This is a genomic window from Kitasatospora sp. NPDC032150 (genome assembly GCF_055579945.1).
Genome location: NZ_JBVIMH010000037.1, coordinates 13,823 through 27,591 on the forward strand (window position 1 = coordinate 13,823; position 13,769 = coordinate 27,591).

General features: G+C 71.6%; 11 protein-coding genes. 7 read left to right on the forward strand and 4 right to left on the reverse strand.

The window, feature by feature from the left end:
• Nucleotides 1–187 precede the first annotated feature (187 nt).
• The 3 genes from ACZ5ON_RS30295 to ACZ5ON_RS30305 form a co-directional block, all read right to left on the reverse strand.
• On the reverse strand, nt 188–763 hold the full coding sequence (locus tag ACZ5ON_RS30295) for a TerD family protein (protein WP_465599387.1): 576 nt from the start codon (nt 761–763) through the stop codon (nt 188–190).
• Between the two features lie 138 nt (nt 764–901).
• The gene (locus tag ACZ5ON_RS30300) at nt 902–1,360 is read right to left on the reverse strand and encodes a peroxiredoxin (protein ID WP_465599389.1); all 459 of its coding nucleotides are present in this window, start codon (nt 1,358–1,360) and stop codon (nt 902–904) included.
• A 578-nt stretch (nt 1,361–1,938) separates the two neighbouring features.
• Entirely contained in the window at nt 1,939–2,376 is a 438-nt protein-coding gene (locus tag ACZ5ON_RS30305) for a DUF3052 domain-containing protein (RefSeq protein ID WP_465599391.1), read from the reverse strand.
• Between the two features lie 529 nt (nt 2,377–2,905).
• Here ACZ5ON_RS30305 and aceE point away from each other — a divergent pair.
• Together aceE and ACZ5ON_RS30315 are read left to right on the forward strand one after the other, a co-directional pair.
• Nucleotides 2,906–5,656: a pyruvate dehydrogenase (acetyl-transferring), homodimeric type gene (gene aceE / locus ACZ5ON_RS30310; protein WP_465599393.1), complete on the forward strand. Its 2,751-nt coding sequence runs from the start codon at nt 2,906–2,908 to the stop codon at nt 5,654–5,656.
• Between the two features lie 168 nt (nt 5,657–5,824).
• On the forward strand, nt 5,825–6,037 hold the full coding sequence (locus ACZ5ON_RS30315; protein ID WP_465599395.1) for a hypothetical protein: 213 nt from the start codon (nt 5,825–5,827) through the stop codon (nt 6,035–6,037).
• 186 nt (nt 6,038–6,223) lie between these two features.
• On the opposite strand, the gene ACZ5ON_RS30320 is transcribed toward ACZ5ON_RS30315, so the two are convergent.
• A complete protein-coding gene (locus ACZ5ON_RS30320; protein ID WP_465599397.1) occupies nt 6,224–7,834 on the reverse strand; it encodes an MFS transporter in 1,611 nt (536 codons plus the stop codon).
• Nucleotides 7,835–8,041: 207 nt separating this feature from the next.
• On the opposite strand from ACZ5ON_RS30320, the gene ACZ5ON_RS30325 reads away from it, so the two are divergent.
• The 5 genes from ACZ5ON_RS30325 (at nt 8,042) to ACZ5ON_RS30345 (ending at nt 13,526) form a co-directional block, all read left to right on the forward strand.
• On the forward strand, nt 8,042–8,722 hold the full coding sequence (locus ACZ5ON_RS30325; protein WP_465599399.1) for a TetR/AcrR family transcriptional regulator: 681 nt from the start codon (nt 8,042–8,044) through the stop codon (nt 8,720–8,722).
• 112 nt (nt 8,723–8,834) lie between these two features.
• Entirely contained in the window at nt 8,835–10,166 is a 1,332-nt protein-coding gene (locus ACZ5ON_RS30330; protein WP_465599401.1) for a sensor histidine kinase, read from the forward strand.
• Nucleotides 10,163–10,837: a response regulator gene (locus ACZ5ON_RS30335; protein WP_465599403.1), complete on the forward strand. Its 675-nt coding sequence runs from the start codon at nt 10,163–10,165 to the stop codon at nt 10,835–10,837. Before ACZ5ON_RS30330 ends, ACZ5ON_RS30335 begins: the two co-directional genes overlap by 4 nt.
• A gap of 300 nt (nt 10,838–11,137) precedes the next feature.
• Nucleotides 11,138–12,289, forward strand: a complete 1,152-nt coding sequence (locus tag ACZ5ON_RS30340) for an alpha/beta hydrolase (RefSeq protein ID WP_465599405.1) — start codon at nt 11,138–11,140, stop codon at nt 12,287–12,289.
• Nucleotides 12,279–13,526: an acyltransferase family protein gene (locus ACZ5ON_RS30345; protein WP_465599407.1), complete on the forward strand. Its 1,248-nt coding sequence runs from the start codon at nt 12,279–12,281 to the stop codon at nt 13,524–13,526. Before ACZ5ON_RS30340 ends, ACZ5ON_RS30345 begins: the two co-directional genes overlap by 11 nt.
• Nucleotides 13,527–13,769: the final 243 nt, after the last annotated feature.

Sequence of the window (13,769 nt, forward strand, 5' to 3'; positions counted from 1 at the left end):
GGAGCTCTATAGGGGCAGGGGGGGGGTCCCGGTTACCGGGGAAGTTTGGGGGTTTGTGTTCGGGACGGAAGGGGCCACTGCGCATGGGAACAAAAGGGGGGGGGGGTGGGGGAGAAAAACCCCCCCCCCCCCCCCGGCCCCAAGATTATTCACCCGGCCCCCCGCCGGGCACACACCCGAGCCCGGGTCAGACGTTCACCCCGAAGTCCTGGGCGATACCGCGCAGGCCGGAGGCGTAACCCTGGCCGATGGCACGGAACTTCCACTCCGCGCCGTTGCGGTAGAGCTCGCCGAAGACCATCGCGGTCTCGGTGGAGGCGTCCTCCGAGAGGTCGTAACGGGCGATCTCGGCACCGCCGTTCTGGTTCACCACGCGGATGTAGGCGTTGCGGACCTGACCGAAGTTCTGCTGGCGGGTGTCCGCGTCGTAGATCGAGACCGGGAAGACGATCTTCGCGACGTCGGCCGGAACGGCGGCCAGGTTGACCTTGATGGCCTCGTCGTCGCCCTCGCCCTCACCGGTCAGGTTGTCACCGGTGTGCTCGACCGAACCGTCCGGGCTCTTCAGGTTGTTGAAGAACACGAAGTTGCTGTCCGAGCCGACCTTGCCGGCCTCGTTGCAGAGCAACGCGCTGGCGTCCAGGTCGAAGTCGGCGCCGGTGGTGGTGCGGACGTCCCAGCCGAGGCCGACGACCACGGCGGTGAGGCCCGGGGCCTCCTTGGTGAGCGAGACATTGCCGCCCTTGCTCAGGCTGACACCCACTGGTCCTCCAAGAATCGTGCTTTCTCCGACAACGGCCCGATCGTAGGACCGGTTCCCGCCCGACGCGGCCATCCGGCCCGGCGCGTCAGCGAACGCGCCGGGCCGGGAGGGCTCGACGGCCGGAACGGAGCGCTCGTGTCAGAGCGCGTCGATCGCGGCCAGGTACTCCTTGGTGTCCCGGGCGTCCGGCAGGCCGTTGACGACCGACCAGCGCACCACACCGGTCTTGTCGATCACGAAGGTGCCGCGCACCGCGCAGCCCTTCTCCTCGTCGAAGACGCCGTACGCCTTGGAAACCTCGCCGTGCGGCCAGAAGTCCGACAGCAGCGGGTACTCCAGGCCCTCCCTGTCGCCGAAGACCCGCAGGGTGAACGGCGAGTCGCTGGAGACCGCGAGGACCTGCACCGAGTCGTTCTGCAGGCGGGGCAGCTCCTTCTGGATCTCGCACACCTCGCCGGTGCAGACACCGGTGAACGCGAACGGGTAGAAGACCAGGACGACGTTCTTCTCGCCCTGGAAGTCGGAGAGCTTGACCAGCTCGCCGTGCTGGTTCTTCAGCTCGAAGTCCGGAGCCTTGGTGCCGACCTCGATGGCCATGCGGAGACCTTCCTAACCGGATGCCGCGGCCCAGACGGCCGGGCGACTACCGGCATCCTTGCATCCGCGCGACCCGCTTCGGCCCTGCGGGTGAGTGCCGTCCCACCACCCGGGCCGGGTTTCGCCCTGGGTGAACAGCACCCCGGACGCCCCCTGTGCCGAATGGTGCACCAGCGCCGAGAACGACGGGCGACGGGCGACCGACGGAGGAGGGAACTCCGGAGATCACCACCCCGAGACGAAAGGGGGTCCCCCCGGCCGGAGGCTGGGGGATGGGTCCCCCCGGCCGGAGGCTGGGGGATGGGTCCCCCCGGCCGGAGGCTGGGGGATGGGTCCCCCCGGCCGGAGGCCGGGGGCGGCGCGCCGGTGCCGGAAGCGACGAGCGACAGGCGGCCGACGGAGGAGGGGGCGCCGGAGGGCGGCGCGCCGGCACCGGGTCGGAGCGCCCGGCGGCGAGCGGACGAGTTTGCAGCCCCGAAAACGGCCGGACCCCGCCGGAGGAAGCTCCGGCGGGGTCCGGGACGCAAGCGATACCCGGGCCCGGCGCCACGGCCGGTGCCCGCAGCTCGCGGCCGAGGTCAGCGGCGGCCGCTCTTGGCAGCCTTCGGCGAGGCGAGGCGGGTGCCCATCCAGTCCTTGGCCACGCTCACCGAGCTGGTCTGGGAGAGGCCGGCCGTCCGGGCGGCGTCGTTGATCTCGTGCGCCTCGACGTGGCCGTCCCGGCCCGTCTTCGGGGTCAGCAGCCAGACCAGGCCGCCCTCCGCCAGGTACTCCAGTGCATCGACGAGGGCGTCGGTGAGATCCCCGTCCTCCTCGCGGTGCCACAGCACGACGCCGTCGGCGACGTCGTCGTAGTCCTCATCGACGAGCTCGGTGCCAGTGATGTCCTCGATGCCCTCGCGGAGCTCCTGGTCACTGTCTTCGTCATACCCGAGCTCCTGGACGATCTGGCCCTCTTCGAAGCCCAGACGGTGCGCCGGGTTGGACTTGTCCGCGGGGTCCGCGGTCGCGCTCACGGGAATAACCTCCAGTATTCGGCTCGGCATTCATGCCGAGGCTGTGGCCGTAGTCCACACGTGCGCGGCGGTTCGCGCAAGTACCCGCCCCCCGATCCCACCCAAAGGTTGACGTGTCGCGGCGGGACACGCCGTGGAATGTGTCGGTAATCACACCGATTTGCCCTTTTCTGCACCCCCCAGGGATGCTGCGGGCGGGCGGCCGCGCAGGCCGGAAAGCGCCCAGGATGCGAACGCATTTCGGGGTAACCACTCCGGCGGGCGTAGAGTCTCCTGTTGGCCCTCACCCCGACCGACCGCCACCGGGCGGTCGGACATCAAGGTCGGACCACCTCTTCGTAACAACCGGTGGTGCGCGACGGCGGCAGCGATGCCCATGTCACACACCATCCGACCTGAACGCACCAGGGAAAATCAAGCCCTGGTACGGAATGGTTACCGATCGGTAGAGATGACGGATCTCCGAGTTGCGGTACACGATGGAGGCGGCGCGACACACCTCAGTTACGTCCGACAGTGAAGGAACAGCGTGGCTTCCGGATCCGATCGCAACCCGATCATCATTGGCGGCCTTCCGAGTCAGGTCCCGGACTTCGATCCCGAGGAGACCGCGGAATGGCTTGAGTCGCTTGACGCGGCCATCGACGAGCGGGGGCGCGAGCGTGCCCGCTACCTGATGCTGCGGCTGATCGAGCGCGCCCGCGAGAAGCGTGTCGCCGTGCCCGAGATGCGCAGCACGGACTACGTCAACACCATCGCGACCAAGGACGAGCCGTTCTTCCCCGGCAACGAGGAGATCGAGCGCAAGATCCTGAACGCGACCCGGTGGAACGCGGCCGTGATGGTCTCCCGCGCCCAGCGCCCGGGCATCGGCGTCGGTGGCCACATCGCCACCTTCGCCTCCTCCGCGTCCCTGTACGACGTGGGCTTCAACTACTTCTTCCGGGGCAAGGACGCCGAGGGTGAGTCCGGCGACCAGATCTTCTTCCAGGGTCACGCCTCCCCCGGTATCTACGCCCGCGCCTTCCTGCTGGACCGACTGAGCGAGCAGCAGCTCGACGCCTTCCGCCAGGAGAAGTCGAAGGCCCCGTACGGCCTGTCCAGCTACCCGCACCCGCGGCTGATGCCGGACTTCTGGGAGTTCCCGACCGTCTCGATGGGCCTCGGCCCGCTCGGTGCCATCTACCAGGCGCGGATGAACCGCTACCTGGAGCACCGCGGCATCAAGGACACCTCGCAGTCGCACGTCTACGCCTTCCTCGGCGACGGCGAGATGGACGAGCCGGAGTCGCTCGGCCAGCTGTCGCTCGCCGCGCGCGAGGGCCTGGACAACCTGACCTTCGTGGTCAACTGCAACCTGCAGCGCCTCGACGGCCCGGTCCGCGGCAACGGCAAGATCATCCAGGAGCTGGAGTCGCAGTTCCGCGGCGCCGGCTGGAACGTCATCAAGCTGATCTGGGACCGCACCTGGGACCCGCTGCTGGCCCAGGACCGCGACGGCGTCCTGGTCAACAAGCTGAACTCGACCCCGGACGGCCAGTTCCAGACCTACGCCACCGAGACCGGCGAGTACATCCGCGAGCACTTCTTCGGCGGCGACCTGCGCCTGCGTGCCATGGTCGAGAACATGACCGACCAGCAGATCCAGCACCTGGGTCGCGGCGGCCACGACCACCAGAAGATCTACGCCGCGTTCAAGGCCGCCCGCGAGCACAAGGGCCAGCCGACCGTCATCCTCGCCCAGACCGTCAAGGGCTGGACGCTGGGCCCCAACTTCGAGGGTCGCAACGCCACCCACCAGATGAAGAAGCTGACGGTCGAGGACCTGAAGCGCTTCCGCGACCGGCTGCACCTGCCGATCACCGACAAGCAGCTGGAAGAGGGCTACCCGCCCTACTACCACCCGGGCAAGGACTCCGAGGAGATCCAGTACATGCACGACCGCCGGCGTGAGCTCGGCGGCTACGTGCCGACCCGCAAGGTGCGGCCGCGCCAGCTGGTGCTGCCCGGCGACGACGCTTACAAGGGCGTCAAGAAGGGTTCCGGCAACCAGACCATCGCCACCACCATGGCGTTCGTCCGGGTGCTCAAGGACCTGATGCGCGACAAGGGCATCGGCAACCGCTTCGTGCCGATCGCGCCGGACGAGTACCGCACCTTCGGCATGGACTCGCTGTTCCCGTCCGCCAAGATCTACAACCCGCTCGGCCAGACCTACGAGTCGGTCGACCGCGAGCTGCTGCTGGCGTACAAGGAGTCCCCGACCGGCCAGATGCTGCACGACGGCATCTCCGAGGCGGGCTGCACCGCCTCGCTGATCGCCGCCGGTTCGTCCTACGCCACCCACGGCGAGCCGCTGATCCCGGTCTACGTCTTCTACTCGATGTTCGGGTTCCAGCGCACCGGCGACCAGTTCTGGCAGATGGCCGACCAGCTGGCCCGCGGCTTCGTGATCGGCGCCACCGCCGGCCGCACCACGCTGACCGGTGAGGGCCTCCAGCACGCGGACGGCCACTCGCAGCTGCTCGCCTCGACCAACCCGGGCGTCGTCGCGTACGACCCGGCGTTCGGCTACGAGATCGCGCACATCATGCAGGACGGTCTGCGCCGGATGTACGGCTCCAGCGCCGAGCACCCGCACGGCGAGGACGTCTTCTACTACCTCACCGTGTACAACGAGCCGATCCAGATGCCGGCCGAGCCGGAGAACGTCGACGTCGACGGCATCCTCAAGGGTCTGTACAAGTACAAGGACGGCGGGGCCGGCCAGATCCCGGCGCAGATCCTCGCCTCCGGCGTCGCGGTGCCGTGGGCCCTGGAGGCCCAGCGCATCCTCGCCGAGGAGTGGAACGTCAAGGCGGACGTCTGGTCGGCGACCTCCTGGAACGAGCTGCGGCGCGACGCGGTCGAGGCCGAGGAGTTCAACCTGCTGCACCCGGAGGAGCCGCAGCGCGTCCCGTACGTGACCGCCAAGCTCCAGGGCGCCGAGGGACCGTTCGTCGCCGTGTCCGACTGGATGCGCGCGGTGCCGGACCAGATCTCGCGCTGGGTGCCGGGCCAGTACCAGTCGCTGGGTGCCGACGGCTTCGGCTTCGCCGACACCCGCGGCGCGGCCCGTCGCTTCTTCCACATCGACGCGCAGTCGGTCGTCCTCAGCGTGCTCACCGAGCTCGCCAAGCAGGGCAAGATCGAGCGTCACGTGCTGAAGGACGCGATCGACCGCTACCAGCTGCTCGACGTGGCCGCGGCCGACCCGGGCGCGGCCGGCGGCGACGCCTGATCCGTACCAGCGGCCCCGAGGGCCGGGCTCCTCTCCGGGAGCCCGGCCCTCGGGCGTTTCCTGGGCCTGGCGGCGCGCCCGGGTCGCCCGGTAGGCGCAACAGCGGGAGCCCGGCTACCGGGGCGGTTGCAGAATCGTTCCGGGCTCACGACGCCGACGGAGGACGCCATGCACGAGGAGATCATCGCCAGAGCCGAGTTCCTGCTCACCGAGCTCCGCCTCTCGCCCGGCGAGGCACAGACACAACTGCGGTACTGGTTCCCGGAGTTGGAACTGGAGGAGCGGGCCAGGTACATCCGCACCGCGACCCGGCGGGCGACTCCCCCGGGAAGTGGGGAACCGCGTGAGCAGCCGTGCAGCGCAGTGGATTCCTCCGGCTGACCGTCCTCGAACGCGCAAGGGGCGCTGAACCGGGAAGGGTCCCCCCGGCCGGAGGCCGGGGGAAGGGTCCCCCGCACGCGTGACCGGGCCGGTCACGCGTGCGGTTGATCGAGCGCCGCCCCCGCGCCCCTGAAGGCGCTCTCCCGGCAGCGGACCGCCGCCGGTGCCGAGCGGGTTGCCCCGGTGCTAGATGTGCACCGCGGGCCCCGCGTCGTTGCTGCCCCGCTTGGTCAGCAGGCCCAGGAGCGCCGCCGCGAAGGCGATCACCGCGGCGACCCCGAAGGCCATCGACATCCCGCTGACGAAGGAGCCGTGCACCGCCTCCGCCATCGCGTGCACCGCCTGCTCGGGCGTGCCCTGCGGAGCCGGCGGCGCGATGCCGAGCTGGGCGGCCTGCTTGAGCTGCGCCCCCTGCGCGCCCTCGACCGGCGGCAGCCCCGCCTTGGCCCAGTTGCCGGGCAGCGCACTGCTGACCTTGGAGGCCATCACCGCGCCGAGCACGGCCGTACCCAGGCTGCCGCCGACCTGCATCGCGGACTGCTGCAGACCGCCGGCCACCCCGGACAGCTCCATCGGGGCGTTGCCGACGATGACCTCGGTGGCGCCGACCATGACCGGGCTGATGCCCAGGCCCATCAGCACGAACCAGAGCGACATGACGCCCGCCCCCGAGTGGGTGTCCAGCGTGGACATCCCGTACATGGCGAGTGTGGTGAGCAGCATGCCCGCGACGATCGGGATCCGCGGTCCGACCTTGCCGATCGCGGCACCGGCCGCCGGCGCGCCGATGATCATCATGCCGGTCATCGGCAGCAGATGGACACCGGCCTGGACCGGGGTCATCCCGTGCACGTTCTGCAGGTAGAAGGTGACGAAGAAGATCGCGCCGAAGAAGGCGAAGGCCATCAGGATCATCAGCAGCGTGCCCGCCGAGAGCGGCACGGAGCGGAACAGGCTGAGCGGGATCAGCGGCTCCTCCGCGCGGGCCTGCCAGAGCGCGAAGAGCACCATGGCGAGCAGCGCGCCGCCGAGGAACAGCAGCGTGCGGGTGTCGCCCCAGCCCCAGCTCGGGGCCTTGATGATGCCCCAGACCAGCGCGAACATCGCCGCCGACAGCAGCACGATGCCGGGGATGTCGAAGGACTTGGCCGCGTTCTCGACCCGTACGTCGCGCAGGATCCACAGGCCGAGCAGCAGAGCCGCCACGCCGACCGGGACGTTGATGAAGAAGACCGACTGCCAGCTGACGTGCTCGACCAGCAGGCCGCCGACGATGGGCCCGGCGGCGGTGGAGGCGCCGATCACGCCGGCCCAGATGCCGATCGCCATGTTCAGCTTCTCCGCCGGGAAGGCCCCGCGCAGCAGGCCGAGCGCGGCGGGCTGGAGCAGCGCGCCGAACAGGCCCTGCAGCACCCGGAAGGCGATCACCGTCTGGATGTTGCCGGCGAAGCCGATCGCAGCCGAGGTGGCGGCGAAGCCGGTCGCGCCGACCAGGAAGGTCGCCTTGTGGCCGAAGCGGTCGCCGATCTTCCCCGCGGTGATCAGGAAGACCGCGAGTGCCAGCAGGTAGCCGCTGGTGACCCACTGGATGTCGGCGGGCGAGGCGCCGAGGTCGGTCTGGATGACCGGGTTGGCGATGGCGACGACGGTGCCGTCCAGGGCGACCATCATCACGCCGACCGCCACGGTGAGCAGGGTCAGCCACGGATGGCCCTTCAGGCCGTTCCGCTCCCCCGGCGGACCGCTGCGCTGAGGCGGCAGGTCCGCCTTCCCCTTGTTGACGACGGACTGACTCATAACTGGCCCTCCGGAGCCCGAGCGACATGGCGAGTGGCGCCCCGGCCCACCCGTCCCCACGGTTGTCCAGCCCGACGGACGCCACTGGCACACGACATTATGGCAGTCGCTGACATTCGGCAAACAGTGACTTGTGCGCATTCATGACATATGTCAGAGCGCTATCGTGGTGATACCGACCACTCCTCCCCCGAAAGGCCCCCTCGTATGGCCGCACAGCTCACCGAAGCGACCACCGACCCCGCCTGCCGGGTCCTCGGGCTCCGTGAGCGGAAGAAGCGGCGTACCAGGGACTCCCTGGTCGAAGCGGCGCACCGGCTCTTCCTCGTCCACGGCTACGGCCGCACCACGGTGGACGAGATCGCCGCCGCCGTGGACGTCTCCCAACGCACCTTCTTCCGCTACTTCGAGAACAAGGAGCAGGTCGCCCTGGCCGTCATGGCCGACGCCGAGGACTTCTTCATCGAGTGCCTGCGCCGGCGCCCCGCCGAGGAGGAACCGCTGACGGCCATGCGCGCCGCCATCACCGAGTCCTGGCGAAGCCTCGGCAGCGTGGAGCACGCCGGCCCCGGCAGTGTCACCGCCGCCCTGGAACTGCTCGAACTCATCGAGTCCACGCCCACCCTGCTCGCCGCCCACCTGCGGCACACCGCCGAGCAGGAGCGCCAGATCGCCGCCATCCTGGCCGAACGCGAGGGCCTGGACCCGGCCACCGACCTGCGTCCCCGGCTGCTGGCCGCCGTCTTCGGCGCGGTCGTCCGGCTCTCCCACCTCTCCTGGACCACGGACGCCGCCGCCCACCAGGTCGGCCCCGACGGCATGATCGCCACGCTCGAGCGCCACTTCGACCAGCTCGGGCCCGCCCTGTCCGGTTCCTGGCGGCCCTGAGCCCGGCGTCCCGCCGCGCAGTACCCGTCTCCACGTCATACCCAGGTACTACGCGCGGAACAGCTCCTGCGTACGATGCCGGCGCACTTCCCGGCCCCTAACCTGGGCCGGGATGAAGATCCGACCGCCCGCCAACGTCCTGTCCGACCTGCGCTCGGCCCTGCCCGAGCTGCGCGCGCTCGCGATCTCCCTCGGGCGCGCCCTGATCACCCCGACCGGCGGTGCCGAGCCGCTGCTCGGCGGCTCCCGCCACCGCTGGGTGCGCAGCGTGCCGTACGTGATCGCGGGCGCGCTCAACGCGGCCCTGATCCCGACCGGCACCGTCCATCTGCACACCGCGTACGGACTGCCGCTCCCGACCGCGGCGGCGCTGGTGGTCGCCCAGACCGCGCCGCTGCTGGTGGCGGTCACCCGGCCACTGGCCGTCTGGTGGGTGGTGTTCCCGGCCTCCGTCGCCGGGGCCGTGCTGACTCTGGACACCCCGCACGGCGCGGGCCCCTGGCCCTGGTCGGTGACCACGCTGATCGGCTACCTGTTCCTTATGCTGGCGCTGGCCGTGCGGGAGAGCGGGCGGACCCTGCTCGCCGTCTGGCTGGCCACCGGGCTGGCCACCGTCTGGGCGGGAGCGGCCTTCACCCGGTCCGGGGACGCCGGCGCCCCGCTGCCGATCGTGCTCAGCGGCGCCGTGCTGCTGCTCGGCTGGAGTCTGCGCGGACGCGGCGAGGCGAGGCGGCTGCTCGCCGAACAGGAGCAGATCAGCGAGGCCGAACGCGGACGGCGCACGCTGCTGGAGGAGCGCGCCAGGATCGCCCGCGAACTGCACGACGTGGTGGCGCACCACATGTCGGTGATCACCGTCCAGGCGGACAGCGCGCCGTACCGGATCGGCGGCCTGCCGGCCGAGGCCGTCGAGGAGTTCGGCACCATCGCCGCCGCCGCCCGCAGCTCGCTGACCGAAATGCGCCGGCTGCTCGGCGTACTGCGCAGCGAGGAGAGCGCCGCGGACCGCACCCCGCAGCCCGGTCTGGACCAGGTTCCCGAACTGGTCGACACGGTCGCCCAGGCCGGCGTCCGGGCCGAGCTGGCCGTCACCGAGGAGGTCCACGCCCTGGGCGAACTGCCGCAGGCGGTCGGCCTGTCCACGTACCGGATCGTCCAGGAGGCACTGGCCAACGTGGTCCGCCACGCGCCACGCGCCCAGGTCTGGGTCTCGATCGCCGCCGAGGACGGGGCCCTGCGGATCACCGTGGTCGACACCGGACCGCCGGGCGGGCAGGACCGCACGGGCATCGAGTCCTCCGAGGGCACCGGGCACGGACTGGTGGGAATGCGTGAACGCGTGCGGCTGCTCGGTGGCAGGCTGGACACCGGACCGCTGCCCGACGGCGGATTCCGCGTGGCCGCCGTCCTGCCCGTCAACCAGCCCGAGGAGCCCAGCACATGACCATCCGCGTAGTCATCGTCGACGACCAGGCGATGGTCCGGGCCGGGTTCGCGGCGCTGCTGGGCGCGCAGAGCGACATCGACGTGGTCGGCGACGCCGCCGACGGCAGGCAGGCGCTGGAGGTCAGCGGGCGCACCCACCCCGACGTGGTGCTGATGGACGTCCGGATGCCCGAGATGGACGGCCTGGAGGCGGCCCGCCGGCTGCTCGACCCCCCGGCCGGGGTCGTCCACCGCCCCAAGGTGCTGATGCTGACCACCTTCGACGTCGACGACTACGTGTACGAGGCACTGCGCGCCGGGGCCAGCGGCTTCCTGCTCAAGGACGCCCCGCCCGCCGACCTGATCTCCGCCGTCCGGGTCGTCGCGGCCGGCGAGGCCCTGCTGGCCCCCTCGGTCACCCGCCGCCTGATCGAGGACTTCGCCCGCACCCGGCCCGCGCCCCGCCGCGACCCCCGGCTGCGCCTGGGCGGCCTCACCCCGCGCGAGACCGAAGTGCTGGAACTGATCGCCCGCGGCCTCTCCAACCAGCAGATCGCCGACCGCCTGATCGTCGCCGAACAGACCGTCAAGACCCACATCGGCCGCATCCTGGCCAAGCTCGACCTCCGCGACCGCGCCCAGGCCGTGGTCCTCGCCTACGAGTCCGGCCTGGTCACCCCGGGCCAGTAACAGGCTCCGCCGCGGCGGGTCGGCCGTCTCCGGTCCGCCGCCCTGACCCAGTGCGCCATGCGCACGGGGTCGCTCATCCGCGTCCTGGCCGCTCCGGCCCCGCCGCCTTTCGGGCGCCTCCCTCTCCCCCTGCCCGTGACGCGCGCGCGGACGAAACCGCGGAAGTGGCACCCCCTCTCCCGTGCGGGCGTACCGCTGGCACCACGGTATGACGCCGCAGTTGGCCCCGCGGTGTGACGTCCGGCGGGGCATCTCCTCCCTACCGTCCTCCCCGTCCAAGTCGTGGAGGAGGAGCAGGAGATGGCGGGGCGGTTCAGGCGGGGGCTGGTAGCGGCCGCGGTGATGGCCACGGTGCTGGCAGGAGCCGGCGGATGGGCGGCGGCGGACGTCCAGACGCCGGTGACCGGTCCACCGGAGGGAAGTGCGGCCTGGGCGGCCGACGGCTCGCTGGGGGTGCGGCTGCCGGATCCCGCCACGGCCCCGGCCGCCGAGGTGGCCCGGTTCTTCGCCGGCCTCACGGCGGCGCAGCAGAACACCCTGGCCGCCCGCCATCCGCTGGTGGTCGGCAACCTCGACGGCGCGCCGGTCGACCTGCGCTACCGCGCCAACGCGCTCGCCCTGGCCGAGGAGCGCGAACGCGAACTCGCTCGCGCCGCCGATCCGGCCGCCACCCCCGACCAGCAGCGCGCGGCAGCCGAACGCGCCGACCGCTACGCGTCTCTGACGCTGCGTCAGATCATTGCTTTCGATCCGCGTGGCCGCGGCCAGATCGCCGAGGTGTACGGGGATCTCGCCACGGCGACCCGCACCGCGGTGGTGGTGCCCGGCTCGGACGTCGACCTGTTGTCCTTCGACCGCGCGAACGACCCGTACGGCACCCCGGCCGGGATGGCGCGCTCACTGCGGCACGCCACCGGCGACCGGGTCGCCGTCGTCGCCTGGGCCGGCTACACCACGCCCGTCGGGGTCGGCCTCGACGCGGCAACCGCCGATCTGGCCCGGGCGGGGGCGGGCCGGCTGGACCGTTTCCTGGCCGCCCTCGCACCGGCCACCGGCCCGGTGGCGCTGTTCTGCCACAGCTACGGATCGGCGGTCTGCGGACTGGCCGACCCGCGCCCGGAGCAGGTGTCCGACCTGGTGGTCCTGGGCTCGCCCGGGATGGACGTCCCCGACGCACGGGCCCTGCGGGTGCCGCTCTGGGCCGCCGAGCGCAACGGCTCCGACTGGATCGGCGACGTCCCGCACGTCTCGGTGCTCGGCCTCGGCCACGGCGCCGACCCGACCGCCGCCGACTTCGGCGCCCGGGTGGTCAGTTCGGCCGGCTCGCACGGCCACAGCGGCTACTTCGCCCCCGGCACCTCCTCGCTCGCCTCCTTCGCCGCCATCGCACTCGGCGACCACTCGCACATCCAGTGCGCCGACCAGAACCAGGAGTGCCGTGATGCCCGCTGACCGTCTCCGCCCCGCCACCCGCGCCCCCTTCACCCACGGCCTCCGCCGGACCGCCGACCGGGTCGCGGACCGGACCCCCGCCGACCGCGACCGCGCCCTGGACGGCCTGCGCGCGCTCGCCCTGCTCGCCGTCCCGGTCGGCCACTGGCTGCTCGGCGGGCTCACCCTCCGAGGCGGGGTGCTGCACAACGCCAGCCCGCTCACCTCACTCGGCTTCTTCGCCCCGCTCAGCTGGGGCCTGCAACTGCTCGGCGTGTTCTTCCTGGTCGGCGGATACTCCTCGGTCCGCTCGCTGGAGCGGGCCAGGGCCCGCGGGGCGGGCACCACGGCCTGGCTGCGCGCCCGCTCGCTCCGGTTGCTGCGCCCGGTGCTAGGGGTGGCCGCCGTGTGGGCGGTGCTGATCCCGCTGCTGCAGGCGCTCGGCGTGCCGCAGGGCACCGTACGGACCGGGACGGTCCTGGTGGTGCAACCGCTCTGGTACATCGGCGTGTATCTGGCGCTGACCGCGCTCACCCCGTACTGCGTGGCCGCCGGACGCCGCCTGGGCGGCTGGGCCGCGGCGCCGCTGCTGGCCACCGTCGCGCTGGTCGACCTGCTGCGGTACGGGCCGTGGGCCGGGTCGGTACCGTCCTGGCTGGCCCTGCTGAACCTGGTGCCGGGGTGGATGTTCGGCTACCAGTTGGGCGTCTCCTGGGCGCAGGGCCGGATCGGGCGGGCCGGGGCCCGGACGCTGCTGCTGGGCGGGGCCGCACTGTTCGCCGTACTGCTGCTGGTCTTCCACTACCCGGCCAGCATGGTGGGCGTGCCGGGCCAGGCGCGCACCAACTCGCATCCGCCGTCCCTGCTGGTGCTCGCGCTGGCGGCGGTCCAGTGCGGTGCCGCGATGCTGCTGCGGGACCGGATCGCGCGCCTGCTCCGCCGTCCGCTGCTCTGGCTGCCGGTGGTGGTGGTCAACCTCTCCGCGATGACCATCTTCTGCTGGCACCAGACGGCGATGTACTCGGTGGCCCTGGCCTTCTCCCGGCTTGGTGCCGTCCCCGGCCTGACCACCGCGCCGAACTCGCCGGACTGGGTGGCGGCCCGGCTGGCCTGGCTGCCGGTCTTCGGAATGGCCCTGGTGGCGATCGCACGGTACGCCCGGCGCTTCGACGGGCCCTGGGGCCTGCGCGGACCGCTCAGGGCGGTGGCGGGCACGGCCGCTGCGCTCTTCGCGGTTTACGCCCTCGGAGTGGTGTGACCTCGGCCGGGGAGCTGGTCCCGGTCGATGTCGGTGCCCCGCCCTACCCTGGCGGCACGGTGACGTTCGATCAGCTCCTGGCCATGGGCCTGGCCCTCCCGCAGACCACCGAGCGGCTCACCTGGGAGACGAAGGTGACGCCCCGGCTCGGCTAGAAGATCTTCGCCATGGGCACCCCCGACGACGGCTCGGTCTGCGTCAAGGCGAGCAAGGAGGAGCAGGCCGAGCTGCTGGCCGCCGCCC

Bases quoted from the DNA above. Each gene is read 5' to 3' on its own strand.
- ACZ5ON_RS30335 (WP_465599403.1), top strand. From the start codon at position 10,163: ATGACCATCCGCGTAGTCATCGTCGACGACCAGGCGATGGTCCGGGCC.
- ACZ5ON_RS30345 (WP_465599407.1), top strand. From the start codon at position 12,279: ATGCCCGCTGACCGTCTCCGCCCCGCCACCCGCGCCCCCTTCACCCAC.
- ACZ5ON_RS30330 (WP_465599401.1), top strand. From the start codon at position 8,835: ATGAAGATCCGACCGCCCGCCAACGTCCTGTCCGACCTGCGCTCGGCC.
- ACZ5ON_RS30325 (WP_465599399.1), top strand. From the start codon at position 8,042: ATGGCCGCACAGCTCACCGAAGCGACCACCGACCCCGCCTGCCGGGTC.
- ACZ5ON_RS30300 (WP_465599389.1), bottom strand. From the start codon at position 1,360: ATGGCCATCGAGGTCGGCACCAAGGCTCCGGACTTCGAGCTGAAGAAC.
- ACZ5ON_RS30340 (WP_465599405.1), top strand. From the start codon at position 11,138: ATGGCGGGGCGGTTCAGGCGGGGGCTGGTAGCGGCCGCGGTGATGGCC.
- ACZ5ON_RS30320 (WP_465599397.1), bottom strand. From the start codon at position 7,834: ATGAGTCAGTCCGTCGTCAACAAGGGGAAGGCGGACCTGCCGCCTCAG.
- ACZ5ON_RS30315 (WP_465599395.1), top strand. From the start codon at position 5,825: ATGCACGAGGAGATCATCGCCAGAGCCGAGTTCCTGCTCACCGAGCTC.